Origin of the sequence: Mycobacterium sp. 23 (genome assembly GCF_048287075.1) — a bacterium.
GTDB classification, from domain to species: Bacteria; Actinomycetota; Actinomycetes; order Mycobacteriales; family Mycobacteriaceae; genus Mycobacterium; species Mycobacterium gordonae_B.
On sequence record NZ_JBLVUX010000005.1, the window covers coordinates 6,793,580 to 6,819,417 of the forward strand.

The window sequence follows — 25,838 nt, forward strand, 5'->3', positions numbered from 1 at the left end:
TGTCGGCTCTGGCAGCATATGGTGCCATGTGCCTGACTCGCCGCGACAAGTTCGCGCGCATGCTGCTGATCTGGACCGCGCTGTCCGCCGTGGTACTGGTCCTGGCGGGCTGCGTGCGCGTCGTCGCGGGCAAGGCGCTCATGTCCGAGCCGCGCCTGGGTCAACCGGTGGTGTGGACACCGTGCCGCAGCTCCAATCCCAACGCGAAGATTCCCGGGCACGCCATGTGTGGCAAGCTCGCCGTCCCGGTCGACTATGACCATCCCGACGGCGACGTGGCGTCGCTGGCGTTGATCCGGTTCCCGGCCAGCGGCGAGAAGATCGGCTCGCTGGTCATCAACCCCGGCGGTCCCGGCGAGTCCGGTATCGAGGCCGCACTCGGCGTGTTCCAGAGCCTGCCCAAGCGGGTGCACGAACGGTTCGACCTGGTCGGGTTCGACCCGCGTGGCGTGTCCAGTTCCCGGCCGGCTATCTGGTGCAACTCCGATGCCGACAACGACCGCCTGCGGGCCGAGCCTCAGGTCGACTACAGCCAGGCGGGCGTGGCGCGGATGGAAAACGAGACCAAGCAGTTCGTGCAGCGCTGTGTGGACAAAGTGGGCAAGAACTTCCTGGCCAACGTGGGAACCGTCAGCGTCGCAAAGGATTTGGACGCTATCCGCAAGGCGCTCGGTGACGCGAAACTGACCTATCTCGGCTATTCCTACGGAACCCGCATCGGATCGGCCTACGCCGAAGCGTTCCCGCAGAACGTGCGGTCGATGATCCTGGACGGCGCGGTGGACCCCAACGCCGACCCGATCGAAGCGGACCTGCGGCAGGCCAAGGGATTTCAAGACGCGTTCAACGACTATGCCGCCGACTGCGCCAAAGATTCCAGCTGTCCGCTTGGCAACGACCCGAACAAAGCCGTGGAGGCCTACCACAACCTGGTCGACCCGCTGGTCGACCCGGACAACCTGGCCGTGAGCAGGCCGGCGAAGACTAAAGACCCGCGTGGCCTGAGCTACAGCGACGCGATCGTCGGCACCATCATGGCGCTGTACTCACCGAACCTGTGGCATCACCTGACCGACGGTCTCAAAGAACTGGCCGACGAGCAGCGCGGCGACACGATGCTGGCTTTGGCCGACATGTACATGCGTCGCGATTCCAAGGGCCACTACAACAACTCCACCGACGCCCGCGTGGCGATCAATTGCGTTGACCAGCCACCGATCACCGATCGCGCCAAGATCATCGACGAAGATCGCCGGTCGCGTGAGCTGGCGCCGTTCATGAGCTACGGCAAGTTCACCGGCGATGCTCCGCTGGGCACCTGCGCATTCTGGCCGGTGCCACCCACCAGCCGCCCGCACGTCGTCTCCGCGCCGGGACTGGCGCCGATGATCGTCGTGTCGACTACCCACGACCCGGCCACGCCGTATCAGGCGGGCGTCGACCTGGCCAATCAACTCAAGGGTTCACTGCTCACCTACAACGGAACCCAGCACACGGTCGTCTTCCAGGGTGACAACTGCGTGGACGACTACATCACGTCCTATCTGATCAACGGGACCACGCCGCCCAGCGGCGCCACCTGCTGACCTGCCCGGTGTGACTTGCCCGTCGGCGTGTCCCGTCGTGGGATTCACAGTCGGCGCGACGCGCCGTCCGTACCGATTAGTGACCAAGGCGTAATCCTTCCGCGTCCAACCCGGCAATTTGAAGTGAGACGATTTCCGCCATGTTGCGCCTGAGACTGGTGAGCTCGGCGCTGTTGTCGTCGGGACTGGTGCTTCTGCAGTCGGCGGCACTCCCGCTCGCCGCCGCGACCCCCGAACCCGACACCGGCACCGGGGGGACCCAGGTCCCCGCGGCGTCCGTCGCGACGCCCCAGAGCTGGGTTCCCTGCAACGGCTTCATCAGCGACACCACCGACATTCCCACCGCTCGCTGCACCACGGTGTCGGTCCCTGTCGACTACGACAAACCCACTGGCGCACAGGCGAAGTTGGCGGTGATCCGCGTCCCCGCGACCGGGCAGCGGATCGGCTCGCTGCTGGTCAATCCGGGCGGGCCCGGGGCATCGGCCGTCGACATGGTGGCCGGCATGGCCCCCGACCTCAAGAACTCCGAGATCAGCCAGCACTTCGATCTGGTGGGATTCGACCCCAGGGGAGTGGGGCATTCGACACCGGCGCTGCGCTGCCGCTCGGACGCGGAGTTCGACGCCTACCGGCGCGATCCGATGGTCGATTACAGCCCGACCGGGGTCGCCCACATCGAGCAGGTGTACCGCGAGTTAGCCCAGCACTGCGCCGAGCGGATGGGACTGCCGTTTCTGGCCAACACCGGCACCGCGTCGGCCGCGCGCGACATGGACATGATCCGGCAGGCCCTGGGCGACGAGCAGATCAACTACCTCGGCTACAGCTACGGCACCGAGCTGGGAACCGCCTACATCGAGCGGTTCGCCCCCCACGTGCGGGCCATGGTGCTCGACGGTGCCATCGACCCGACGATCGGCCCGATCGACGAGACGGTCAACCAGATGGCCGGATTCCAAACGGCTTTCAACGATTACGCGGCCGACTGCGCCAGATCGACGGCCTGCCCGCTGGGCACCGACCCGGCCCAGTGGATCACCCGCTACCACACCCTGATCGACCCGCTGGTGACCCGGCCGGGCAAGACGTCGGACCCGCGCGGCCTGAGCTACGCCGACGCGACCACCGGCACCATCAACGCGCTCTACACCCCTCAGCACTGGAAATACCTGACCAGCGGACTACTGGGCCTGCAACGCGGAACCGACGCGGGCGACCTCCTGCTGCTGGCCGACGACTACAACGGGCGTGACAAACAGGGCCACTACGACAACGGTCAGGATGCGTTCAACGCGATTCGATGTGTCGACGCGCCGACGCCGACAGATCCGGCTTCCTGGGTTTCCGCCGATCAACGGATCCGGCAGGTGGCTCCGTTTCTGAGCTACGGGCAGTTCACCGGCGCCGCTCCGCGCGACATCTGTGCGCTGTGGCCGGTGCCGCCGACCTCGACACCGCATGCCGCCGCTCCCGCCCCCGCAGGCAGGGTGGTCGTGGTCTCCACCACCCACGATCCGGCCACTCCGTATCAGGCCGGGGTGGACCTGGCCCGCCAACTGGGCGGTTCGCTGATGTCCTTCGACGGGACGCAACACACCGTCGTGTTCGACGGCAATCAGTGTGTGGACACCGCGATCGTGCGCTATTTCGTGGATCTGACCCTGCCGCCGCCGAACCTGCGTTGTCAGGCTTGACATCCGCAACGTGTCTGGCCCAAGCCTGGCAAGCATCGGTAACACGGATTTAACAGAGCGTGCCTAGTGTGCGGGTATGGATCGGCAGAAGGAATTCGTCCTCCGCACGCTGGAAGAGCGCGACATCCGTTTCGTCCGGCTGTGGTTCACGGATGTGCTCGGGTTCCTCAAGTCCGTCGCGATCGCGCCGGCCGAACTCGAAGGCGCGTTCGAGGAGGGCATCGGCTTCGACGGCTCGTCGATCGAGGGCTTCGCACGGGTTTCGGAGTCCGACACCGTCGCACACCCTGACCCCTCGACCTTCCAGGTGCTGCCCTGGGCCACCCGGGCCGGCCACCACCACTCCGCGCGGATGTTCTGCGACATCACCATGCCCGATGGTTCACCGTCCTGGGCCGACCCGCGGCACGTGCTGCGGCGCCAGCTGCAGAAGGCCAACGACCTCGGCTTCTCCTGCTACGTGCACCCGGAAATCGAATTCTTCCTGCTCAAGCCCGGCGCCGAGGACGGTGGCGAACCGGTTCCGATCGACAACGCCGGCTACTTCGACCAGGCGGTACACGAGTCCGCGTCCAAGTTCCGTCGCCACGCGATCGAGGCGCTGGAGTTCATGGGCATCTCGGTGGAGTTCAGCCACCACGAGGGCGCGCCCGGTCAGCAGGAGATCGACCTGCGGTTCGCCGACGCGCTGTCGATGGCGGACAACGTGATGACCTTCCGGTACATCATGAAAGAGGTTGCGCTGGAAGAGGGTGTGCGGGCGACGTTCATGCCCAAGCCCTTTGGCCAGCACGCGGGTTCGGCGATGCACACCCACATGAGCCTGTTCGAGGGCGACGTCAACGCCTTCCACAGCGACGACGACCCGTTGCAGCTGTCGGAGGTCGGCAAGTCTTTCATCGCCGGGATCCTCGAGCACGCGTCGGAGATCAGCGCCGTCACCAACCAGTGGGTGAACTCCTACAAGCGGCTCGTGCACGGCGGCGAGGCGCCCACCGCCGCGTCCTGGGGCGCGGCCAACCGCTCGGCTCTGGTCCGGGTGCCGATGTACACACCGCACAAGACGTCGTCTCGACGCATCGAGGTCCGCAGCCCGGACTCGGCCTGCAACCCGTATCTGACGTTCGCGGTGCTGCTGGCCGCCGGACTGCGCGGGGTGGAGAAGGGCTACGTGCTGGGGCCGCAGGCCGAAGACAACGTCTGGGATCTCACCCCCGAGGAACGCCGCACGATGGGCTACCGCGAGTTGCCGTCGAGTCTGGACAACGCGCTGCGCGCCATGGAGGCTTCGGAACTGGTCGCGGAGGCGTTGGGAGAGCACGTCTTTGACTTCTTCCTGCGCAACAAGCGCACCGAGTGGGAGAACTACCGCAGCCACGTGACGCCGTTCGAGCTGCGCTCCTACCTGTCGCTGTAACCCGGGCGGCCAGCGGGCCGGAGCCGTTGCGCTACCGTCAGTAGCGTGACCAAGCCCGCCACGCAGCGACCCAAGTTGCCCAGCGTCGGCCGGCTCGGCTTGATGGATCCACCCGCCGGCGACCGGCTCGCACAGCTGGGTTGGGATCAGCACGACGACCAGGCACACGTCGACCTGCTCTGGTCCCTGTCGCGCGCTCCGGATGCCGATGCCGCACTACGCGCGCTGGTCCGGCTGTCCGAGAGCCTCGACTCCGGTTGGCGTGAGTTGAACGCGGCACTGCTCACCGAACGCAGCCTGCGCGGGCGGCTGTTCGCCGTGCTGGGTTCCTCCCTGGCCCTGGGGGACCACCTGATCGCCAACCCACAGTCGTGGAAGTTGCTGCGGGGCAAGGTCAAACTGCCTACCCGCGAGCAGTTGCAGCAGAGCTTCATGCGCTGCGTGGAGGAATGTTCGGGCGCCGCGGGCACCATCGTGCACCGGCTTAAAGCGGTCTACCGCGACCAGCTGCTGGTGCTGGCGGCACTCGATCTGGCTCCGACGGTCGAAGACGAGCCGGTGCTGCCCTTCGCAACGGTGGGCGCCCAGCTGGCGGACACCGCGGACGCCGCGCTGGCGGCCGCGTTGCGGGTGGCTGAGGAGTCGGTATGCGGCGATCGCACCCCACCCCGGCTGGCCGTGATCGCGATGGGCAAATGCGGTGCGCGCGAACTGAACTACGTCAGCGACGTCGACGTGATCTTCGTCGGGGAGCGCGCCGACGCCATCACCACCAGGGTGGCCAGCGAGATGATGCGGTTGGCATCGTCGGCGTTCTTCGAGGTGGACGCCGCGCTGCGCCCCGAGGGACGCCATGGGGAGCTGGTCCGGACGGTCGAATCGCACGTCGCCTACTACCAGCGTTGGGCGAAGACGTGGGAGTTCCAGGCGCTGATGAAGGCGCGCGCCGCTGTGGGTGACGCCGAACTGGGCCGGCGTTATCTCGAGGCGCTGGCGCCGATGGTGTGGACGGCTTGCGAGCGTGAGGATTTCGTCACCGAGGTGCAGGCCATGCGGCGCCGGGTGGAGCAACTGGTGCCCGCCGACATCCGCGGCCGCGAACTCAAACTCGGCAGCGGCGGCCTGCGCGACGTGGAGTTCGCCGCGCAGTTGCTGCAGCTGGTGCATGGACGCGGTGACGAGTCACTGCATGTCGCGTCGACGGTCGATGCGCTGGCCGCGCTAGGCGAGGGCGGTTACATCGGGCGCGAGGATGCGGCGAACATGATCGCCTCCTACGAATTCCTGCGTCTGCTCGAGCATCGGCTGCAGCTGCAGCGCCTCAAGCGCACCCATCTGCTGCCCGAGCCGGACGACGATGAGGCGGTGCGCTGGCTGGCCCGAGCCGCCCACATCCGGCCCGACGGCCGCCACGACGCGGCCGGGGTGCTGCGCGAGGAGCTCAAACACCAGAACGTCCGGGTGTCCCGGTTGCACGCCAAGCTGTTCTACCAGCCGCTGCTGGAGTCCGTCGGCCCCGCCGGCCTGGAGATCGTCGGCGGTCGCATGACCTCGGAGGCGGCCGAGCGACAGCTGGCCGCACTCGGTTACGAGGGCCCGCAGACGGCGCTGAAGCACATGTCCGCGCTGGTCAATCAGAGTGGCCGGCGTGGCCGGGTGCAGTCGGTGCTGCTGCCGCGACTGCTGGACTGGCTGTCCTATGCGCCGGATCCCGACACCGGTCTGTTGGCCTACCGGCGCCTCAGCGAGGCGCTGTCCTCCCAGAGCTGGTACCTGGCGACGCTGCGCGACAAGCCGACGGTGGGCAAGCGCCTCATGCATGTGCTCGGCACCTCGGCCTATGTGCCGGACCTGCTGATGCGCGCACCCGAGGTGATCCAGAACTACGGCGACCGCTCGAGCGGGCCCATGCTGCTGGAGGCCGAACCCGCAGCGGTGGCGCGGGCACTGGTCGCATCGGCGGGCCGCCACGCCGATCCCGCCCGGGCCATCGCCGCCGCGCGCACCCTGCGCCGTCGCGAACTCGCCCGCGTCGGATCCGCCGACCTGCTGGGCATGCTCGAGGTCACCGACGTGTGCGCCGCGCTCACCTCGATCTGGGTGGCGGTGCTGCAGGCCGCCCTGGATGCGACTATCCGGGCCAATCTTCCTGAGGACGGGCGTGCCCCCGCGGTCATCGCCGTGATCGGGATGGGCCGCCTCGGTGGCGCCGAGCTGGGCTATGGCTCGGACGCCGACGTGATGTTCGTCTGCGAGACGGCCAACGGCGCCACCGACTCCCAGGCGGTGAAATGGGCGAACACCATCGCCGAGCAGGTCCGAAAGCAGCTGGGGCAGCCCAGTGTCGATCCGCCGCTTGAGGTCGACGCCAATCTGCGTCCCGAGGGGCGCAACGGTCCGCTGGTCCGCACCCTGGCCTCCTACGAGGCGTACTACACGCAGTGGGCGCAGCCGTGGGAGATCCAGGCGCTGCTGCGCGCGCACGCGGTGGCCGGCGACCCGGTGCTGGGTCAGCGCTTCCTGCTCACCATCGACAAAACCCGCTATCCGCCCGACGGCGTCTCGGCCGAAGCCGTGCAGGAGATCCGCCGCATCAAGGCGCGCATCGAGTCCGAACGGCTGCCGCGGGGCGCTGACCCCAACACCCACACCAAGCTCGGCCGCGGGGGACTGGCCGATATCGAATGGACTGTGCAGTTGCTACAGCTGCGGCACGCCCACGAGATCCAGGCCCTGCACAACACCTCGACACTCGAGTCGCTGGACGTCATCGCCGAAACGGGACTGGCCGACCAGGAGGAGGTCGACCTGCTGCGCCAGGCATGGCTGACCGCGACCCGGGCCCGCAATGCGCTGGTGCTGGTCCGCGGTAAGCCCACCGACCAGTTGCCCGGGCCGGGGCGCCAACTCAACGCGGTCGCCGTCGCGGCGGGCTGGCACAACGACGACGGTGGGGAATTCCTGGACAACTATCTACGGGTGACAAGGCGGGCGAAAGCTGTGGTGCGCAAGGTGTTCGGAAGTTGACTCAGGATGCCGGTGCGCTGGGCGCCCTGTTCGAAGTGTTGAGCGCGCCCGAAGCTGATCGGGTGACCGCCCTGTACGCACCGCTCGCCGACGCCGTCCGCGACCTGATCGACGCGACCGTACGCACCGAGGTCGACGACGTTGTGATCGCGCAGGCACGAGCCGCGATCCAGAGCGTCACCGAGTCGTTGCGGCAACGCACCCGGCCCGTCGGGGTGAGCTATCGCGTCGACGGCCGTCCCTTGCCGCTGGGCAACGCTGTTGTCGGCGCGTGCAATCCGATCGCCCCGCCCGTGGTCGTGCACCACGACGGCGGACGGTGCTGGGCCGACTTCGTCCTCGGCTCGGCGTACGAGGGTCCGCCGAAGCTGGTGCACGGCGGCGTCAGTGCGCTGGTGCTCGACCACATGCTCGGCGAGGCGGCCAGCGAGGGGCTCTCCAAGGCGCGGTTCACCGGAACGATCACGGTGAAGTACCTGCGTGGCACTCCGTTGGGCCCGCTGCGCTCCGAGGCCTGGATTGACCGCAGGGAGGGCGTCAAAGTGTTTGCGCGCGGCTTTATTTCGGACGCCGACGGGATCACGGTCGAATCCGAGGGAGTCTTCATCGAACCGGCCTGGGCGCGCGACGGCGGGAACGGACAGTGAAGTTCTACGTCAGCAGCGCCTTTCTGAACACCCCGGACATCATCGAGATCGCCAGGGCCGCGGACGAACTCGGCTACGACGGGCTCGGGATACCCGACCACGTCGTCAACCTGGAGACGCTGCAAACGCCCTACCCGTACACCAAGGACGGGTCGCGTCGATGGCAGCCCTTCACGGACTGGCCGGATCCGTGGGTACTCGTCGGCGCCCTCGCCCAGGTCACTACACGGCTGAAGTTCGTGACCACGGTTTACATCCCGGCGATGCGCAATCCGTATTCGGCGGCGAAAGCGATTGGCACCGCGGCGCTTCTGGCCTCGGGCCGCATCGAACTCGGCATCGGCGTGGGCTGGTGCCGCGAGGAGTTCGAGTTGATGGGGGAGCAGTTCGCGGCCCGCGGCAAGCGCACCGAGGAAATGATCGACCTGATGCGGGAGCTGTGGTCGCCTGGCTGGACGGAATTCGACGGCACCTTCTACCACGCGCCGCGCCTGGAGATGCAGCCGACGCCGCCCCCGATCCCGGTGTACGTCGGCGGGCTCAGTGACATCGCGTTGCGTCGCGCGGCCCGCTACGACGGGTGGATCGGAGACCTGATCAATACCGAACGCGCGATCGAGGCGGTGGACAAGCTGCGGAAGCTGCGCGCCGAAAACGGGTTGTCCATGGACGGTTTCACCATCCTGACGCCGCTGACCGACGCGTTCACCGTCGAGCACTACCGGCGCGCCGAGGAGGCCGGCATCACCGGCATCATCACGATGCCGTGGATGTTCTACGCCGGCCCGGATGCCACCCTGGCCGAGAAGATCGACGGGCTGCGGCGTTTCCGCAAGGACCTCGCGCTCGACGCCTGAGGCTGCACGCGATAATTCCAGCATGGCTTTCACGGTCGTTTTCGCCAACGGAGAGGCCCGTGACTATGGCGCGCTAGACGCGTTCGAGGTGACCGACGCCGGGGTCCTGATTATCTCGATGAAGCGGGAAGACATAAGCCGGCACTTCGTAGCGCCGAGCGCCTGGCTGGAGGTCGTCGAGGTGGTGGACGGGACGCCGGTGCGGATGTCGCGCGGAATCATCGCGCACCGGCCTAAGTTCTGAGGTCATTCCCGCCGAATCGCGGTCGCGACGGCCAGCCAGTCGTCGTTGGCGAGCCGGCTGGTGTTCGTCGGGTCGTAGCGGTTGAGAAGTGCTGCTACGCCCAGGTGTTCGACGGGCTCAAAACCGTGAGCGGTGAGGACGGCGTCGATCCCTTGCCCGGTGAAGTCGCTGCGATAGGGCTCCCCGCGCCTGGCCACCAGCCGGGCGATCCGGTCGGCGCCCGGCCACGGTGTGCGGGCCGCGACGACACCGTCGCGGATGTAGTCGACCACCAGGCGGCTGCCCGGCGCGCAGAGTTGCGCGAGGTCGGCCAGCGTCGCGTCGATGGCGTCGCGGGTGAGGTACATGCTGACGCCGAGCCAGACGACCAGGCTGGGTCCGGCCGGGTCGAAACTCGCCCCGAGTAGCCGGTCCCGCAACCTGTCATGCTCGAAATCACAAGGCACCCAGACGGTTCGGTTTCTCGTCGCAAGCCGCTCGACCACCGGGCGTTTGTGCGCCTGGGTGGTGGGCGCATCCACCTCGAACACCGTCACCGCCGGATCGCCGATCCGCAGGCTGGAGGTGTCGAAGCCGGCGCCGAGCAGCACCAGTTGGTCGACGCCCGCAGCGATGGCCGCAGCGCAGGCGTCGTCTGCGTAGCGCACCCGCAGCGCGATGTGTGCGTGCAGCCCACCCCACACCCGGTCGAATACCCGTAGCGCGGCGTCGGCCGACCAGGGGTGAGACAAGACAGCCCGCAGCGCCGGGTGCTCGACGAAGTGGCGGGACTGCGGGTCGTCGAGCAGTCGCCGATCTGGTGGGCGCATGGATTCCGCGGCGCGTTGGGCGGCGTTGACCTGCGCCGTCAAGCTCGCGGTGCGGTCAAGACGCCGGTGTGTCGCGGTGGGGGCCGTCATTTTTCCGACCTTACGAAGAAACCAGTTCATAGATAAGGTCCAATTCGATGATTGTTTCGTGTACCAGTGACGGTGCCGGTCTGGATCTGCACCTGGAGCTCCCGCCCGGTCGTGGACGTCGAGCGGCACTGGAAAGTGCTCTGCGGCAGGCGATCCGCGACGGTCGATTGGCGCCGGGGCAGTGGTTGCCGTCATCGCGGGCGCTGGCGGCGCAATTCCAGATGGCCCGCGGCACCGTCGTGGAGGTGTACTCCCAGTTGGCGGCCGAGGGATACCTGCGAACCCGGCCGGGCGCTGCGACCGAAGTGGCGCATGGGCCACTGATGCCGCCCCGCGTCTCCGCCCAGGGCGCCACCGCACGCGTCGTCGCGGATTTCCGGTTGGGCCGTCCGGACCTGAGCATGTTCCCCCGCCAGGAATGGCTGCGCGCGCTGCGGCGGGCGCTGCAGGTGACCGCGCACGCCGAACTCGGACCCGGCGATCCACGGGGGTCGCCGCGCCTGCGCGCGGTGCTCGCGGACTATCTGGGCCGGGTGCGCGGCGTGCTCACCAACAGCGAGCACATCGTGATCTGCAGCGGATTCACCCAAGGTTTGCGGCTGGTCTGCGACGCGCTGGCCGCCGGCTCGGCCGGTCCGACAGCCCTGGAGAATCCGTGCCTTCCCGACCACCGGGCGATCGTCGAAGCTGCCGGGCTCACGGTTCATTCGCTGGACGTCGATGCCGGTGGTGCCCGGCCGGACCGATGGCCGTCGACGTCGGTCGCGGCGGTTCTCACGCCGGCGCATCAAGCTCCGCTCGGCATGACGCTGGATGCCCACCGGCGCACCGAGTTCACCCGGGTCGCGGCCGCGCGCGGCTCGTATCTGATCGAGGACGACTACGACGGGGAGTTCCGCTATGACCGCCATCCCGTCGGGGCGTTGCAGGGCCTGGCGCCCGAGCGGGTCATCTACGCCGGGAGCGCCAGTAAGAGCCTGGCTCCTGGTCTGCGGCTCGGCTGGTTGGCCGTACCACCCGGTTTGGTCGACGAGGTGGTCGAGGCCAAGCGGCGGGCCGACCGCGGCACCGATGTGTTGGCGCAGTTGGCGCTGGCGGAACTGATCGAGTCAGGGGGCCTGGACCGGCACGTCCGGCGGATGCGGCGCCGCTACCGCGGTCGTCGCGATGCGCTGGTAGAGACGCTGGATCGCTATGCACCCGAGGTTTCGGTTCAGGGCATTTCCGCGGGACTACACGCCGTGGTGTCGCTTCCTGACGACCGCACTGAGGCCGATGTCCTGAGCCTCGCGCGCGACCGCAACCTCGCGCTTACCGGTCTGGCTCCGTTCTGGCACGGCACCGCTCGGCGCAGCGCAGGAATCGTCGTCGGCTACGGAACGCCGGCGGAACACGAATACGCCGGCGCACTGGACCATCTCGGTCAGCTGATGCGCGCACTCACTTCTTCGTGACTTGCCTCAAGTGCGCAATCTCGTTGCCCCACACCGAGCGTGCGCCTGAGTCACCGATCCGGTAGATCTGAATCATCGACGCGACACCCACCGCTACCGCGAGGACCGCGACGACGGCATTGGCGCCCCGCCGCGGCTCGTCCGAACGGCGTTCGACGACGTGCAGTGCGGCCAGTGCGACGGCCACCACCAGCAGGGCCACCGCGAAATAGGTCATCCAGCCGCCCCGTTCGGCATGCTGCTGCAGGATCGGATCGGGGTTGCGGCGCAGATCGTAGAGCCACTCGCCGGCTTCGACGGTGATCGGGGTCAGCACCATGATCACGGTCGCCAAGGCGAGCGTGAGCCAGACGATTTGTCCGCGGCGTACGGCCGGCCACACTGCGCAGAGGATTTCGAGCAGCGCGGTCAGCGGTACCAGGACGACCAGGAAATGCACGAACAGGACGTGCGTCGGCAACCCGCTGAAGACGGTCATGGGACTCCTGGCGCTAGGGTGTGGCTGCCCCAGATCCTGTCAGCCGCCGCTGTGCAAAACCTGTGCGGGGTCCAGTGCGTGACTTTGGACTCTTTGCGAGCCTTGCACGCCCGCGGACGATTGATCTGCCGGTTGGAACCCGGCTGGAACATTTTTGGCGGGAGGAGTGGCCAATGAATCGTGAAGTGTGCAAATTCTTATCGGGCTTCTTCGGGGCATTGGGCTGGGCGCACGCGGGGTATGCGGTGGCAACCTCGGTTGGCATCGTCAACGAGCCGACTTTCCTCGGAAGACGGTGGGGTGTCGGGTACATGTGGACCGAGGCCGCTCTCTACACCACCATCGGCGTTGCCCTTGGATACGCCGGCTGGTTGGCTGCGCCTCAGGATGCGCTGTCGGAACCGGCTGACGAGTTGGCTAGGACCTATTAGCTCCTATCCGGCGGCGCTGTTAGTCAGTAGTTTCCTGCACAGGAATTCGGTTTGGGCGGAAGCGATTTCGTCAAACCTCGATCCGAGGTAGACGTCGAAGTGCCCGACCGGGTAGTGCTGGATCTCCACGTTCGGCATGCGCGTTGACACTTTGGCGGCAAACGAGGCCGAGGCCTGCAAGTCTCTATCGGCGAGACACATCAGGACCGGCATGTGCAGGGCTTCCGCGGTGCCTTTGCGATAGTGAGGTAGGTCGAAGATCATCCGAGGCGCCAAAGCGTTTCGCCAGCCGGTGGATTCGCCGCCGAGTGCCTCGAACGCCGCTTTGGCGTCCGGCTCGGTGAACACCGCGATACGGCCGGGCTCGGCGACCACCGGCACCAGGTAGGGTGCCCATCCGGCCCGCTCGTGAATCACATCCCGCAGCGCCGCAGCGGTGAATTGCGCGGTGCGCCAGGCTATGTCCCAGTGGAGTCGCTCGCGTAACCCACGGCCACGATGCCAGCCGTCTATCAGGGGCACTTGCGCGACCACAGCAGCTACGGCCGGATCCTCAGCGGCCACCGCCAGGACATGGCCGCCGCTGAGGGAGGTACCCCATAAAGCGATCCGCTGTGGGTCGATGCCGGAACGGCTCCGCACATAGCGCAACGCCGCCCGATAGTCATCGTGCTGCCCGGCACAGCTGATGACCTGCCGGGGTTCGCCCGCGCTCGCGCCGAAGCCGCGGTAGTCGAACGCCAAGACCGCCAAACCGGCCGCGGCGAACCGTTCGGCGTACTTCGGCAGTCCCAGGCGCTTGGTCCCGCTTCCACCATGTCCCATCACTACGCAAGGCATCAGTACGTCATCGGCATCCGGGGGGTAGAAGTCAGCGGCGCAGCACACGCCGCCGGATTCGAAGAAGACGTCCTCAGGCATCCGCAGGTCCGTTCCAAACACGCTTGGGATGTGGCGACCCACTGGCCGCCGGCGCCCTTACCTGAACTGTACTGCGCTCTGCAGTGTCAGCTCGGAAATGTCGGAATGGCTCTTCCCGCCGGTGGTGCCCAGGGTGCTGATCCAGAAAAGCACGAAAGTTGTTGGCGTAGAAGATGTTATGGGGATCACGCGGTGACCGGGTGGCAACGCGGCAGGCGCGCTGAGTTCGGTGGTGTCGCTGAGCCTTGCCGGCGTCGCGCTTGCTGATGCCCGGATCTGCACCACCGTGCCGGAGCTGTTCAGGTCGACGGCGACCGCGCTCAGCGACGTGGGCTCGGCCAGCTGCAACAGGAGTCCCACACCGTCCTTGAACTTCGGGAACGGTGCGGGGTCGAAGTAGGTGTCGGTCGACCAGGCGGTGCCGGGGTCACCGTCGATCGCCAGTCCGGCCGAGCCGGGGTTGTCCGGCGCACCGCCCGGCGAGAATACCGCGGCTCGGAGCACCTTGACCGTTGCGGGATTGGCGGCCACCAGCGACGGACTCGGTGAGGTCGCAGCCGGCTGAAGTCCGAGCTTGTCGCCGTTCATCGCCACCTTGGTGTCGAAGGTGCCGACCACGTGGCTGATCGTCGTCGCGAAGGTGGTCAGCAGGACCAGGACCACTGCCGCCGCACTTCCCAGACATGTCTTGACGAGCTGACGGCGCGCGTACTCCCGCTCCGCGGGTCCGAAATTGCGGAAGGCGGCGTACTGGCCGGGGGGCGGCAGAGCGGGCAGCTCACGGGTTCGGTGCGGATCCGCGGAGTTCTTCGCCTCCCCGCTCGCCTCGCGCAGCAACGTCGTAATGGTCTTGGCGCTGCGAATGTTCTCGCCATCGCGGACCAGGGCTGCCGCAGTGGACGACACGAGGAACGGAATGCGCGGGTCGAAAGCCGCCGGCTCCTGGATCCGGCCCCGGGCGTCGGTCTCGGCGTTGTGCCAATCCTTCCGCACCGCTTGGTTTTCGAAGGGCCAGCGGTTGAGCAGCAGCGCATACATCACCGCGCCGATGCCCCGTAAGTCATCGCTTGCAGTCGCGTCCGGCAAGGTCGCCGGGAAGGCCAGGACGGCGCGCCCGTCGAGGCTGACCCTGATCCGGGCAGGGTGGTCGATCGACAATGTCAGGCCCGCCCGGTGACCCGCTTCTGCCGCCTCGGCCAGCGACAGCACCGCGTCGGCAACCCCGATGGGCGACGGACCGCTGTTGGCCACCTCTTTCAGCGTGGCGCCACGAACCCACTCCGAGACCACCACACCGCCGCAGTAATCACGGCCCACGTCGATGACCGTCGCCACCGACGGTGAGTCGATGCCGCGCAGACGTGCGGTGCGGGAAAGGATTGCGTCGACGGTCGCCGTCGGCAGCGCGTTCTCGGCGTCGACGACCGTGACAGCCAGGTGCTGCCCGGTCACCGTGTCAGCGGCCTGCCAGAACTGGAGGTGCGTCAACTCGCCGTAGAACAGCAGCAGCCGGATCCGGCCGCTGGCAATGGTGGCGCCGGCGATGAGTGGGTTCGCTGCGCCGCTCGGCGAACGCGGCTCGGTCCACAGATAGGGGATGTGTGCCGTCGCGACTTCCGACGCGTTGGGTTGGCTCGCGGTCATCTCGTCGTCTCGCTCCCCGGCAGAGCACCGACCGCATCGGGACAGACGCGACCGGATGCTGACACTGGTCGCCCATCAGATAACCGCGCAGGGGCGCGGTCAAACCCGCGACGGGCGCAGTTCAGGTGCCGTGTTCGAGTTCTCTTCGCACAAGGTCGATTTGGTCGCAGGCGTACGTCACCATGGCGGCGACGGCCATCAGTTCACCCGTCCGGGCGAGCGATTCGAAGGCTTGTTCGCCGAGGAACTCACGCAGATGTCTGGTCAGCGCCGCGAGCTCGGGCAAGGACACCGCAACCATGGGATTGCCCGCTGCGAAACCGGCGATGGTGGCCGCCGGTTCGTAGCGTCCGAGCCGGTCGAGAACCAGGGCAAGGGTGGCCATGGGGTTGTGCATCATGCCGATGTTGCCGGATTCGTGGTTGGTACGGATGGCCACGGCGAGGTAGCCCAACGTCGTCACCGGGTCCCCGTGCTCGGCCTCGACGCCGCACCTCCAATACGAGAATTGTGATTCAAAGAATCGGTTACCGCTGTCGTGCGAGACGAGGACGCCCCGGCGAAATGCGTCGATCGCGCGACCCGAGTCGATATCGCGGAAGGCAAAACCCCACGCGAAGAGGGCGTAGGCCAGCACCCAGGGATTGCCCGTCGCTTCAGCGGCATCGATGAGGCCCGTCGCGGCCACTGTCGCTTCGTCCGGCGAACCGGACGCGGCCAATGCGAAGACCAGGTTGGCTCTCGCGAAGGTGTTCGCGTCGCCGGTCCGTGCCAGCTGCGAGCGACACAGCTCCACATACCGATCGGGCCGGCCGATAAACAGATACGCACTGCCGAGCCAGGGCTCACCGAAGTACGCGACGGCGTCGCCGGCGGTCGCGATGACCTGCTGGCCGATCTCGCTGTAGCGCACAGCATCTTCGAAACGTCCGACGAGCACGCACAGCGATGCCCCCACACAGATCGCCGCGAGTCGGGGATGTGCGAGGTCGCGGAGTCTTGCGACGAGTTCTTCGGCCCAGGTGATCGGTTCGTAGTTCTCGAGGAAAGGGCCGAGCAGCGCCGCGTAGGCCGCGATGGCAGCTGCCGTGTCCAGGTCGCCGTGTTCGGTGGCCCACCGGAAGGCAGTGCGCAGATTGGCCAGCTCGACCGTGAACCAGTCGTACGCCGCGCGCTGGTTCGGGCTGTCCCACAGGGCCATGATGTCGGTTTCCCGTCCGGCGAAATACCGGGAGTGGGCGGCCCGGATCGCGACGGACGTTCCGCCGGCGACCAGGTGCTCCTCGGCGAACTGGCGGATCGTCTCCAGCATCGAGAAGCGGGTGCGAGAAGCAGCGTGGTCAGCGATGAGCAGCGACTTGCGTACCAGCGCGTCGAGTAGCTCGAGAACGGCGTACTCGTCGAGGTCGCCGGATCCGGCTACCGCGCAGGCGCTGCGCAGGTCGAAACCGCCCGCGAAGACCGAACAGCGGTTCAGCACCGACCTCTCGGCGTCGTCGAGAAGGTCGTAAGACCAGGCCACGGCGTGTCGCAGCGTGTGGTGACGTTCCAGGCCCCGACGGAAGCCGACCAGCAGCTGGAAGCGGTGATCGAGACGGTCACGCACCTCGCCGGCGGTCATGGACGCCATCCGGGAGGCCGCGAGTTCGATGGCCAGTGGAATGCCGTCGAGGCGCCGGCAGATCTCACTCACCGCGGCGGCCTCGCCAAGGTCGGCCATCGAGAAGTCCGACGCAATGCTTCGCGCACGTTCGACGAACAGGGTCACCGCCGCCGATTCGAGTCCCGCTGCGGTGTCCAGGGGGCGCACCGGCAACACCTGCTCGTCGGGGACACCGAGGCCCTCGCGGCTGGTGGCGAGGATTCGTATCGTCGCCGAAATGGCGAGTATGGCTTCGATCAGGTCGGCGGCGGCGTCAAGAACGTGCTCGCAGTTGTCGAAGACCAGCAACCGGATCCGTCCCTCCAAGGCGTCAGCCACCGACTCGGTGACGCTCTTACCCGGTTGCTGGGTGATGCCGAGCGCCGACGCCACCGCGTCGGGTACCGCCAGGGGATCGGTGACCGCGGCCAGCTCGAAGAGCCAGACCCCGTCCGGGAACGCCTCGGCCAGGTGTGTCGCGACGTCCACCGCGAGGCGCGTCTTACCGACCCCGCCCACGCCGGTCAGCGTCACCACCCGGTGCGACTTGACCGCCGCCTCGATCGCGGCCACCTCGGCGCCGCGGCCGACCAGCCGGGTGCCGACAGACCGCAGGTTTCCCGGACTCGTATCGAGCGCCCGCAACGGCGGAAACGCCGTGCGCAGACCAGCGGCCCGAACCTGGAACACCCCGACCGGCACAGGGATGTCCCGCAACCGTCGCGGCCCGAGATCGAGCAGATCCACTCCGCTCAGCAGACCTGCCGTCGACTCGGCCAGCAGGATCTGACCGCCATGGCCGGCGGCCATCACCCTGGCCGCACGGTTGAGTACCGTCCCGAAGTAATCGGCCTGCCGCAGTTCGGCCTCGCCGGTCGCCAGACCCATCCGGATCGGCAGCTCCACCCGGAGTTGTGCCGCCACCGCGGCATCCACGGCCGCGCGGGGCGAGGCGAAGGCCGCGCACACGCCGTCACCGGTGTGCTTGAACAGGTAGCCGCCGTGTGCCTCGATCGTCCCGCGCAACACCTCGTCGTGGGCGGCCAGAGCGGCCCGCATCGCGTCGGCGTCGTCCTCCCACCGACGTGTGGAGCCCTCCACGTCGGTGAAAAGAAAAGTCACCACCCCCGAGGGAGCAGCCGCCGGTGACACATCGGCAGAATCTCACAACCGACGCCCCGACAGAAACCACCCGCGCAGCGATCAGCGATGTGATCGCGGCGCGGGTGGCTCGGATCTGTCCGGGGCTACTCGGCCTTCAGACGTCTTTTAAACGTCGTAGTACAGCGCGAACTCGTACGGGTGAGGCCGGATCTGGACCGGCAGGATCTCGTTCTCCCGCTTGAAATTGATCCACGTCTCGATCAGGTCGGGCGTGAACACGCCGCCCTCGGTGAGGTACTCGTGGTCCTCCTCGAGCTTGTCGATCACCGCGGAGAGCTGAACCGGTGCCTGCGGGATGTTCGCGGCCTCCTCCGGGGGCAGCTCGTAAAGGTCCTTGTCCACCGGCGCCTGCGGCTCGATCTTGTTCTTGATGCCGTCCAGGCCGGCCATCAGCATCGCGGCGAACGCCAGGTACGGGTTACCCGAGGAGTCGGGGCAGCGGAACTCCAGGCGCTTGGCCTTCGGGTTGCTGCCGGTGATCGGGATACGCACGCACGCCGACCGGTTGCGCTGGCTGTAGACCAGGTTGATCGGGGCCTCGTAGCCGGGCACTAGACGCTTGTAGGAGTTCACCGTCGGGTTGGTGAACGCCAGCAGCGACGGGGCGTGGTGCAGCAGGCCGCCGATGTAGTGGCGAGCGGTGTCCGACAGGCCGGCGTAGCCGGTCTCGTCGTACATGAGCGGGCTGCCGTCCTTCCACAGCGACTGGTGGGTGTGCATGCCGGACCCGTTGTCACCGAACAGCGGCTTGGGCATGAACGTGACGGTCTTGCCGTTGGCCCACGCGGTGTTCTTGACGATGTACTTGTACAGCTGCATGTCGTCCGCCGCGTGCAGCAGCGTGTTGAACTTGTAGTTGATCTCGGCCTGCCCGCCGGTACCCACCTCGTGGTGGCCCTTTTCCAGGCTGAACCCGGCCGCGATCAGGTTCTGCAGCATCTTGCTGCGCAGGTCGACGTAGTGGTCGACGGGGGCCACCGGGAAGTAGCCGCCCTTGGGGCGCACCTTGTACCCGCGGTTGGGGCTGCCGTCGGCCTCGGTCGCCGAGCCGGTGTTCCACCAGCCGGAGATCGCGTCGACCTCGTAGAACGAGCCGTTGGTGCGCGAGTCGAAGGCCACCGAGTCGAAGATGTAGAACTCGGCCTCGGCACCGAAGTACGCGGTGTCGGCGATGCCGGTGCTGATCAGGTAGTTCTCGGCCTTGCGGGCGACGTTACGCGGGTCGCGGGAGTAGGGCTCGAGGGTGAAGGGGTCGTGCACGAAGAAGTTCAGGTTCAGCGTCTTGGCCTGCGTGAACAGGTCGACCTGCGCGGTTTCCGGGTCCGGCAGCAGCAGCATGTCGGACTCGTGGATCGACTGGAAACCACGGATCGACGACCCGTCGAAGGCCAGGCCGTCTTCGAACACGCTCTCGTCGAAGAACGAGATCGGAATGGTGAAGTGCTGCATGATGCCGGGCAGGTCGCAGAAACGGACGTCGACAAACTCGACGTTTTCGTCTTTGGCAAGTTTGAAGACGTCGTCGGGCGTCTTATCCGTCACAGAAGGCTCCTTTACTTGGTGATTCGCGGCCGACGCTAGAAAGCTCTTGTTGCCCGTCGGTCAACCCCGTGTTGCGCAGAGGTTACGTACCACAGCGGCCGCAACAGCACCCGGCTGATCACCGAGCCCTATTGTGAAGACCATGGCCCGCAAGATCGTAACTGGTCGACCGCCGACGCTGAATGGCCGATGCCAACGGCGCGTGCCCGCGGTCACCGGACATCGCCGATGACACCGCAATCACCAGCCGGTTACCCCGGTGAAACGCTCGGCCTGCCGCGGACCGGTCCGGGTTCGGTGGCGCCGATGGGCCGCCGTCTGCTGGCGTTGCTGATCGACTGGTTGATCGCCGCCGGGCTGGCGCTGCTGGCGCTGACCTTCGGCGCGATCTCCGACACGTTGTTATCAACGGTGCAAGCGGTGATCTGGCTGGTGATCGGTGCGGTGTCGGTGCGACTGTTCGGGTTCTCGCCGGGTCAGCTCGCACTGCGGTTGCAGGTGGCGGCGGTGGACGGCCGTCTGCCGATCGGCATAGGCCGTGCCCTGGCTCGCGGTTTGTTGATCTTCCTGGTGGTCCCGCCGTTGTTCACCGATACCGACGGGCGAGGTTTGCAGGACCGGTTGACCAGGACCGCGGTACTACGCCGCTGACGCTCAGCCGTTGGCTCCGGCGCTGCCGGCGGTGCCGGCCAGCGCGCTGCCCTGGCCGCCGGCACCCCCGGTGCCGCCACCCGCGCCCGCGTTGAGACCACCGCTGCCGCCGTTGCCGCCGAAACCGATGCCGGAGGCAGCGCGACCGCCGTTGCCGCCGTTGCCGCCCTTGATGACGCCGGCGTCACCGGCAAAACCGTCACCGCCGGCCCCGCCATTGCCGAACCACATCCCGGCGTTGCCGCCGTTGCCGCCAGCCCCGCCGAGCTGGCCGCCGCCACCGCCGTCACCCCCGTTGCCCCACAGCGTGCCGCCGTTGCCGCCGTTACCGCCGTGCGCTCCGCCGGTGAAGCCGAAGCCGCCCAGCCCGCCGTTGCCGCCGTTGCCGATCAGCCCGACCGCGCTGCCGCCGTTGCCGCCGGCGCCGCCCACACCAGCCGCACCGCCCGCGAGTCCGCCGAGTCCGCCGTTGCCGCCGAAGCCGAAGAGCAGACCGCTGGTGCCGCCGTTACCACCGGCACCGCCGCTGCCGAACACGCCGTAGCCGCCGACCCCACCCGCTCCGCCGTTGCCGACGAGCGCGACCGAGTTTCCGCCGGCCCCGCCCGCCCCGCCGGTGCCACCGGGGCTGGTGGCGGTGCCGCCGTTGCCGGCCAGGCCGCCGTTGCCGAACAGGCGCCCGCTGACGCCTCCGCCGCCGCCGGTGCCACCGGTACCGGTGGTGGTGGCCCCGCCGGCGCCGCCCGCTCCACCGTCGCCGATGAGCCCCAGCACGCTGCCGCCGCGACCGCCGGCGCCGCCCGCGCCGCCGAGGGTGTTGTATCCGCCGGCCGCACCGGCTCCGCCGTTGCCGAACAGCAGGCCACCGGTGCCGCCACTGCCGCCGGCCGCCGCCTGGGCGAGCGCGGAAGCGCTCTGTCCGCCGACGCCGCCGGCGCCGCCGTCGCCGATCAGGCCGATGGCGTTGCCGCCGCTGCCCCCGGCTCCACCGATTCCCGCGGCGCCCAGGCCGCCGGCCGCACCGTTACCGCCGAAGCCGATCACCAGACCGCCGTTGCCGCCGCTGCCACCGGCTCCGCCGTTGCCGGCGACACCGTTGCCGCCAAGTCCGCCGGACCCGCCGTTGCCGATGACGGTGAGCGCGTTGCCGCCGGCGCCGCCGGCCCCGCCGGTGCCTCCGGCTGCGGTCGCCATGCCGCCGTTGCCGCCGATTCCGCCGTTGCCCAGCAGGTGTCCGCTGCCGCCGCCGGCGCCTCCCGCCCCGGCGATCCCGGTCGTGGTGTACCCGCCGGCGCCACCGGCCCCGCCGTCGCCGATGAGGCCGAGCACGTTGCCACCTGCGCCGCCGGCGCCGCCCGGGCCACCGAAGATGTTGTATCCGCCGGCGCCACCGGCCCCGCCGTTGCCGAACAGCCACCCGCCGGTGCCGCCGTTGCCGCCGGCGGGTGCCGCTGCGGCCCCGTCGGCGGTCTGGCCGCCGTAGCCGCCGGCTCCGCCGTTGCCGATGAGCCCGAAGACGTCGCCGCCGTGACCGCCGGCCCCTCCGACGCCGCCGGCGCCCACTCCGCCGGCGCCGCCGTTGCCGCCGACCCCGAACAGCACACCGCCGCTGCCCCCGCGGCCACCCGCACCGCCGACGTTGCCGAGTCCGCCGGTTCCGCCGGCACCGCCGGTCCCGATGAGCCCGGTCGCGTTGCCGCCTGCGCCGCCCGTGCCGCCGGCCCCGGGCAGGCCGAGCCCGCCGATTCCGCCGGATCCGCCGTTGCCGTACAGCCACCCGCCAGTACCTCCGGCGCCGCCGTTCGCGCCGGTTCCGCCGGCGCCGCCGGCGCCACCGTTGCCGAACAGTCCGGCGGCTCCGCCGCTGCCGCCATTCTGGCCGGCCGCTCCGGATCCGCCGTTGCCGCCGTTGCCGAACAGCAGGCCGCCGGCTCCGCCGTTCTGGCCGGTACCAGGCAACCCGTTGGCGCCGTTGCCGATCAGCGGGCGGCCCAGCAGGGTCTGGGTGGGGGTGTTGATGGCGCCGAGCAGGTTCTGCTCGATCGTCTGCAATGTCGCGCTGACCGCATCAGCGCTGGCGTAGGAGACGCCGCCCGCGGTCAAGGCCCGCACGAACTCGTCGTGGAATGCCGTCGCCTGGGCGCTGACGGCGCGATACATCTCGCCGTGCCCGTTGAACAGCGCCGCGACGGCGGCCGACACCTCGTCGGCGCCTGCGGCCAACAGCTCCGTCGTCGAAGTGGCCGCCGCGTTGTTCGCCGCGCTGACCGCCGACCCGATGCCCGCCAGATTCGACGCCGCCGCCGCCACAGTCTCCGTCGACACGATCACAAACGACACTGCTGTCCTCCCACCGTCGAGACCCGGCTAACCGACGGGTCGCTTCGAATTGCCCGAAATATCAGGCGCAAACGTACGGGAATTATGACGCGATTCACACATATTTATCAAAACGTTATAAACAAATGTTTTTGCGGTGGCGTCAATGTTAAGCGGCTATACAGAATGGCGGATATTGCAATTATCCGGAGTCCTTGTAAATTGGCTTTACAACGCGATCATTATCGGACCGCGCGGAACATGCTGGCAGCGCAGTTTAGGCGCCCAAGCAGCACTGGCGCTGATGCAGAAACCGAACCGCGCTGCCGTATCTCCGCCAGGCGCGGCTTATTGAATTCAAATACCCGAATTGCGGGGCTGTCGTCGGAGCGGCGCTAATTAACGGCGGCGTACGGTCCGCTGGACACCACGCATCTTGCCGGAATTGGGCAGCGGGCCTTTGGGCATCATGGCGGCCCCGGCTCGCGAACCGAGGGCGGCCAGTCGCGATTCCAATGTGTCCATCTGCTTGACGGTGATGTTGGCCGGCAGGCGATTCAAATGGCGCTCCAGCTTGGCCAACGCGACCTCACCGTCGCCGTTGCCGACGATGATGTCGTAGATCGGCACCTCACCGACCACTCGCGCCGTGCGCTTCTTCTCCTGGGCGAGCAGCGGTTTGACCCGGGTCGCCGAACCCTCGCCGACCAGGATGACGCCGGGCCGGCCGATCACCCGGTGCACCGCATCGAAGTGTCCGGTCGCGGCCACCCCGGGGGTCACCCGCCACTTGCCCCGCAGATTGTCCAGCACCCACGCGGCGGCGCCGGTCTGGCCCTCGGCCTGCTGGAAGACGCTGCGCTGGGCCCGGCGGCCGAAGATGATGAACGCCACCAGCGCGCCCAGCAGCAGACCGATCGGGATCATCATGATCATGGTCAGCCCGCCGGCCCACACCCCGACCGCCACGCTGACCGCCACGATCAGCACGAACGCGCCGATCATGTACGGCAGCAGGCGCTTGTCCTGCTTGCGCTGCATGTTGAACGCCTGCCAAAGCTGAGCGCGGCGTTGTTTGGAAGCAGCCTTGCGGGCCGCCGCCGCCTCGGCCTTGGCGGCCTTGTTCTCCGCAGCAGTTCGGGATTTCGCCATAGTCACTAAGAATACGTATGCGCGGGTTATCCGGGCGCCGAGGTTCGCGCCGCGCGGGCCTGCTCATACAGCCGACCGGCCCGGTAGGAGGAGCGAACCAGCGGCCCGGCCAGCACCCCGGCGAAGCCCAACCCTTCGGCGAACCCGGCGAACTCGACGAACTCATCCGGGGTCACCCACCGTTCGACCGGATGATGACGCGCTGTCGGCCGCAGGTACTGGGTGATGGTGACGATGTCGCAGCCCGCGGCGTGCAGGTCGGCCAGCGCGGTGTGCACTTCCTCAGGCGTCTCACCCAGACCGAGGATCAGGTTGCTCTTGGTGACCAGGCCGAATTCGCGCGCCGCGGTCAGCACATCGAGACTGCGCTGGTAGGTGAACGCCGGGCGGATCCGCTTGAAGATGCGCGGCACCGTTTCGACGTTGTGCGCCAACACTTCTGGGCGGGTCTCGAAGACCTCGTCGAGTCGGTCGGGCTCACCGTTGAAGTCCGGAACCAACAGCTCGACGCCGGTGGACGGGTTGAGTTCCTTGATGGCCCGCACCGTCTCGGCGTACAGCCAGGCGCCGCCGTCGGGCAGGTCATCGCGGGCAACGCCGGTCACCGTGGCGTAGCGCAGGCCCATAGTCTGCACGCTCTCGGCCACCCGGCGCGGCTCGTCGCGGTCGAGCTCGGCGGGCTTGCCGGTGTCGATCTGGCAGAAATCGCAGCGCCGGGTGCACTGGTCACCGCCGATGAGGAAGGTCGCCTCCCGGTCCTCCCAGCATTCGAAGATGTTGGGGCAGCCGGCTTCTTCGCAGACGGTGTGCAAACCCTCGCGCCGGACCAGACTCTTGAGTTCGGTGTACTCCGGTCCCATCCGGGCCCGCGTCTTGATCCAGGGCGGCTTGCGCTCGATCGGAGTCTGGGCGTTGCGCACCTCGAGGCGCAGCAGTTTCCGACCCTGAGGAGCGACAGTCACGTATTCGATGCTACGCGGCCGGCCAAGTGATCCCGTACCGGCAGCAACCCGTCCAGGGCGTCGCACACGGCATCGGCGACGGCGGCACGCACGTCGTCCACCGCGACATGCCGGCCGAGTTCGGCGGACAGCGACGTGACTCCGGCGTCGGTGATGCCGCACGGCACAATCGCCGAGAATGACGCCAGGTCGCAGTCGCAGTTGAGGGCGAACCCGTGCAACGTCGTCGAGCGAGCCACCCGCACTCCAATCGCGGCGACCTTGCGGGCCGGCTGGCCCGGGGCCCAGACCCCGGAGCGTCCGTCCACCCGCGCGGTTTCCAGGCCCAGATCGCCACACACTTTGATCAGCGCCTCCTCGAGCCGCCGCACGTAGTTGACGACGTCGAGGGGCTCGGCCAGCCCGATGACGGGATAGCCCACCAGCTGCCCGGGGCCGTGCCAGGTGATCTTGCCGCCGCGATCGGTGTCGACGACGGGAGTTCCGTCCAGCGGCCGCTCGTGCGGTTCGGTGCGGCGGCCGGCGGTGTAGACGGCGGGATGCTCGAGCAGCAGCAGTGTGTCGGATCCGCCCGCGACCCGGGCGTCGGCCAGCTCACGCTGCAGCTGCCAGGCGTCCTGGTAGTCGATGGTGCCGAGCTGCCGTACGTCGATCGATGCGGGGCTGGACCGGATTGAACCCGTCACGTCAGCGACGTTACGCGAAGCACCGGTCCGACGGTCCCACCAGCCGCTAATCTGCCTGCCATGAATCTGCTGCAGATCGTGGACCACGTCGGCTCGGCCATCGATGTCGCAGGTGTTTCGGTGATCGTGGTCGGCTGCCTCATCGCCTGTTCGCTGTTTCTCCTTCATGTAGCGCGCGACGCGGCCCAGGCCTATCGCGACCTGCGCAACAACCTGGGACGCGCGATTCTGATCGGACTGGAATTCCTGGTTGCCGGCGACATCGTCAAGACGATCGTCGTCACGCCCAACACGCAGCACGTCGCCGCGCTGGCCGGGTTGGTGGCCATCCGGACCTTCCTCAGCCTCTCGCTGACCGTGGAAATGACCGGGAAATGGCCGTGGCGGGAAGCCGACTCGAAGGCGGCGGCCGCGTGAG

Annotated in this window: 21 protein-coding genes; 11 read left to right on the plus strand and 10 right to left on the minus strand. The window is 68.0% G+C overall.

What is annotated here, in order from left to right:
• Positions 1 to 26 precede the first annotated feature (26 nt).
• The 7 genes from ACNQS7_RS32105 (at position 27) to ACNQS7_RS32135 (ending at position 9,475) form a co-directional block, all read left to right on the plus strand.
• Entirely contained in the window at positions 27 to 1,586 is a 1,560-nt protein-coding gene (locus ACNQS7_RS32105; protein ID WP_310786936.1) for an alpha/beta hydrolase, read from the plus strand.
• A 131-nt stretch (positions 1,587 to 1,717) separates the two neighbouring features.
• The gene (locus ACNQS7_RS32110; protein WP_418016240.1) at positions 1,718 to 3,283 is read left to right on the plus strand and encodes an alpha/beta hydrolase; all 1,566 of its coding nucleotides are present in this window, start codon (positions 1,718 to 1,720) and stop codon (positions 3,281 to 3,283) included.
• Positions 3,284 to 3,359: 76 nt separating this feature from the next.
• Positions 3,360 to 4,700 carry a type I glutamate--ammonia ligase gene (glnA, locus tag ACNQS7_RS32115; protein WP_418015743.1) on the plus strand — a complete coding sequence of 447 codons (1,341 nt, stop codon included), beginning with the start codon at positions 3,360 to 3,362 and terminating at the stop codon, positions 4,698 to 4,700.
• Between the two features lie 102 nt (positions 4,701 to 4,802).
• Complete coding sequence (locus ACNQS7_RS32120; protein ID WP_418016241.1) at positions 4,803 to 7,727, plus strand: bifunctional [glutamine synthetase] adenylyltransferase/[glutamine synthetase]-adenylyl-L-tyrosine phosphorylase; 2,925 nt, start codon at positions 4,803 to 4,805, stop codon at positions 7,725 to 7,727.
• Positions 7,724 to 8,374, plus strand: coding sequence for a PaaI family thioesterase (locus ACNQS7_RS32125; protein WP_418015744.1), 651 nt, complete (start codon positions 7,724 to 7,726; stop codon positions 8,372 to 8,374). Before ACNQS7_RS32120 ends, ACNQS7_RS32125 begins: the two co-directional genes overlap by 4 nt.
• Positions 8,371 to 9,231 (plus strand): TIGR03619 family F420-dependent LLM class oxidoreductase, encoded by an 861-nt coding sequence (locus tag ACNQS7_RS32130; protein ID WP_418015745.1) that lies wholly within the window; start codon positions 8,371 to 8,373, stop codon positions 9,229 to 9,231. The genes ACNQS7_RS32125 and ACNQS7_RS32130 overlap by 4 nt, the downstream gene beginning before the upstream one ends.
• Positions 9,232 to 9,253: 22 nt before the next feature.
• Complete coding sequence (locus ACNQS7_RS32135; RefSeq protein WP_418015746.1) at positions 9,254 to 9,475, plus strand: hypothetical protein; 222 nt, start codon at positions 9,254 to 9,256, stop codon at positions 9,473 to 9,475.
• A 2-nt stretch (positions 9,476 to 9,477) separates the two neighbouring features.
• Here ACNQS7_RS32135 and ACNQS7_RS32140 read toward each other — a convergent pair whose 3' ends face one another.
• Positions 9,478 to 10,374, minus strand: coding sequence for a class I SAM-dependent methyltransferase (locus ACNQS7_RS32140; protein WP_418015747.1), 897 nt, complete (start codon positions 10,372 to 10,374; stop codon positions 9,478 to 9,480).
• An 80-nt stretch (positions 10,375 to 10,454) separates the two neighbouring features.
• On the opposite strand from ACNQS7_RS32140, the gene ACNQS7_RS32145 reads away from it, so the two are divergent.
• Positions 10,455 to 11,828 carry a PLP-dependent aminotransferase family protein gene (locus ACNQS7_RS32145; RefSeq protein WP_418016242.1) on the plus strand — a complete coding sequence of 458 codons (1,374 nt, stop codon included), beginning with the start codon at positions 10,455 to 10,457 and terminating at the stop codon, positions 11,826 to 11,828.
• Here the strand turns inward: ACNQS7_RS32145 and ACNQS7_RS32150 are convergent.
• Positions 11,815 to 12,306 (minus strand): DUF2231 domain-containing protein, encoded by a 492-nt coding sequence (locus ACNQS7_RS32150; protein ID WP_418015748.1) that lies wholly within the window; start codon positions 12,304 to 12,306, stop codon positions 11,815 to 11,817. The genes ACNQS7_RS32145 and ACNQS7_RS32150 overlap by 14 nt on opposite strands.
• A gap of 173 nt (positions 12,307 to 12,479) precedes the next feature.
• Here ACNQS7_RS32150 and ACNQS7_RS32155 point away from each other — a divergent pair, with 173 nt between their 5' ends.
• Positions 12,480 to 12,737, plus strand: coding sequence for a hypothetical protein (locus ACNQS7_RS32155; protein ID WP_418015749.1), 258 nt, complete (start codon positions 12,480 to 12,482; stop codon positions 12,735 to 12,737).
• A 3-nt stretch (positions 12,738 to 12,740) separates the two neighbouring features.
• On the opposite strand, the gene ACNQS7_RS32160 is transcribed toward ACNQS7_RS32155, so the two are convergent.
• The 4 genes from ACNQS7_RS32160 to glnA (ACNQS7_RS32175) form a co-directional block, all read right to left on the minus strand.
• Positions 12,741 to 13,658, minus strand: a complete 918-nt coding sequence (locus ACNQS7_RS32160; RefSeq protein WP_418015750.1) for an alpha/beta hydrolase — start codon at positions 13,656 to 13,658, stop codon at positions 12,741 to 12,743.
• A 57-nt stretch (positions 13,659 to 13,715) separates the two neighbouring features.
• Positions 13,716 to 15,302 (minus strand): protein kinase family protein, encoded by a 1,587-nt coding sequence (locus ACNQS7_RS32165; RefSeq protein ID WP_418015751.1) that lies wholly within the window; start codon positions 15,300 to 15,302, stop codon positions 13,716 to 13,718.
• Between the two features lie 121 nt (positions 15,303 to 15,423).
• Entirely contained in the window at positions 15,424 to 18,066 is a 2,643-nt protein-coding gene (locus ACNQS7_RS32170) for an ATP-binding protein (RefSeq protein ID WP_418015752.1), read from the minus strand.
• A gap of 147 nt (positions 18,067 to 18,213) precedes the next feature.
• Positions 18,214 to 19,650: a type I glutamate--ammonia ligase gene (gene glnA / locus ACNQS7_RS32175; protein ID WP_055577234.1), complete on the minus strand. Its 1,437-nt coding sequence runs from the start codon at positions 19,648 to 19,650 to the stop codon at positions 18,214 to 18,216.
• A 228-nt stretch (positions 19,651 to 19,878) separates the two neighbouring features.
• Here glnA (ACNQS7_RS32175) and ACNQS7_RS32180 point away from each other — a divergent pair, with 228 nt between their 5' ends.
• Entirely contained in the window at positions 19,879 to 20,301 is a 423-nt protein-coding gene (locus tag ACNQS7_RS32180; RefSeq protein ID WP_418015753.1) for an RDD family protein, read from the plus strand.
• A gap of 3 nt (positions 20,302 to 20,304) precedes the next feature.
• On the opposite strand, the gene ACNQS7_RS32185 is transcribed toward ACNQS7_RS32180, so the two are convergent.
• From ACNQS7_RS32185 to lipB, 4 genes are all read right to left on the minus strand, one after another.
• The gene (locus ACNQS7_RS32185) at positions 20,305 to 22,641 is read right to left on the minus strand and encodes a PE family protein (RefSeq protein ID WP_418015754.1); all 2,337 of its coding nucleotides are present in this window, start codon (positions 22,639 to 22,641) and stop codon (positions 20,305 to 20,307) included.
• 378 nt (positions 22,642 to 23,019) lie between these two features.
• On the minus strand, positions 23,020 to 23,772 hold the full coding sequence (locus ACNQS7_RS32190) for a DUF4191 domain-containing protein (RefSeq protein WP_065043711.1): 753 nt from the start codon (positions 23,770 to 23,772) through the stop codon (positions 23,020 to 23,022).
• 26 nt (positions 23,773 to 23,798) lie between these two features.
• On the minus strand, positions 23,799 to 24,734 hold the full coding sequence (lipA, locus tag ACNQS7_RS32195; RefSeq protein ID WP_418015755.1) for a lipoyl synthase: 936 nt from the start codon (positions 24,732 to 24,734) through the stop codon (positions 23,799 to 23,801).
• Complete coding sequence (gene lipB, locus ACNQS7_RS32200; protein WP_418015756.1) at positions 24,731 to 25,420, minus strand: lipoyl(octanoyl) transferase LipB; 690 nt, start codon at positions 25,418 to 25,420, stop codon at positions 24,731 to 24,733. Before lipB ends, lipA begins: the two co-directional genes overlap by 4 nt.
• Before the next feature lie 60 nt (positions 25,421 to 25,480).
• Between lipB and ACNQS7_RS32205 the strand changes: the two genes are divergently transcribed.
• Positions 25,481 to 25,837 carry a DUF1622 domain-containing protein gene (locus ACNQS7_RS32205; RefSeq protein WP_418015757.1) on the plus strand — a complete coding sequence of 119 codons (357 nt, stop codon included), beginning with the start codon at positions 25,481 to 25,483 and terminating at the stop codon, positions 25,835 to 25,837.
• Position 25,838 lies beyond the last annotated feature (1 nt).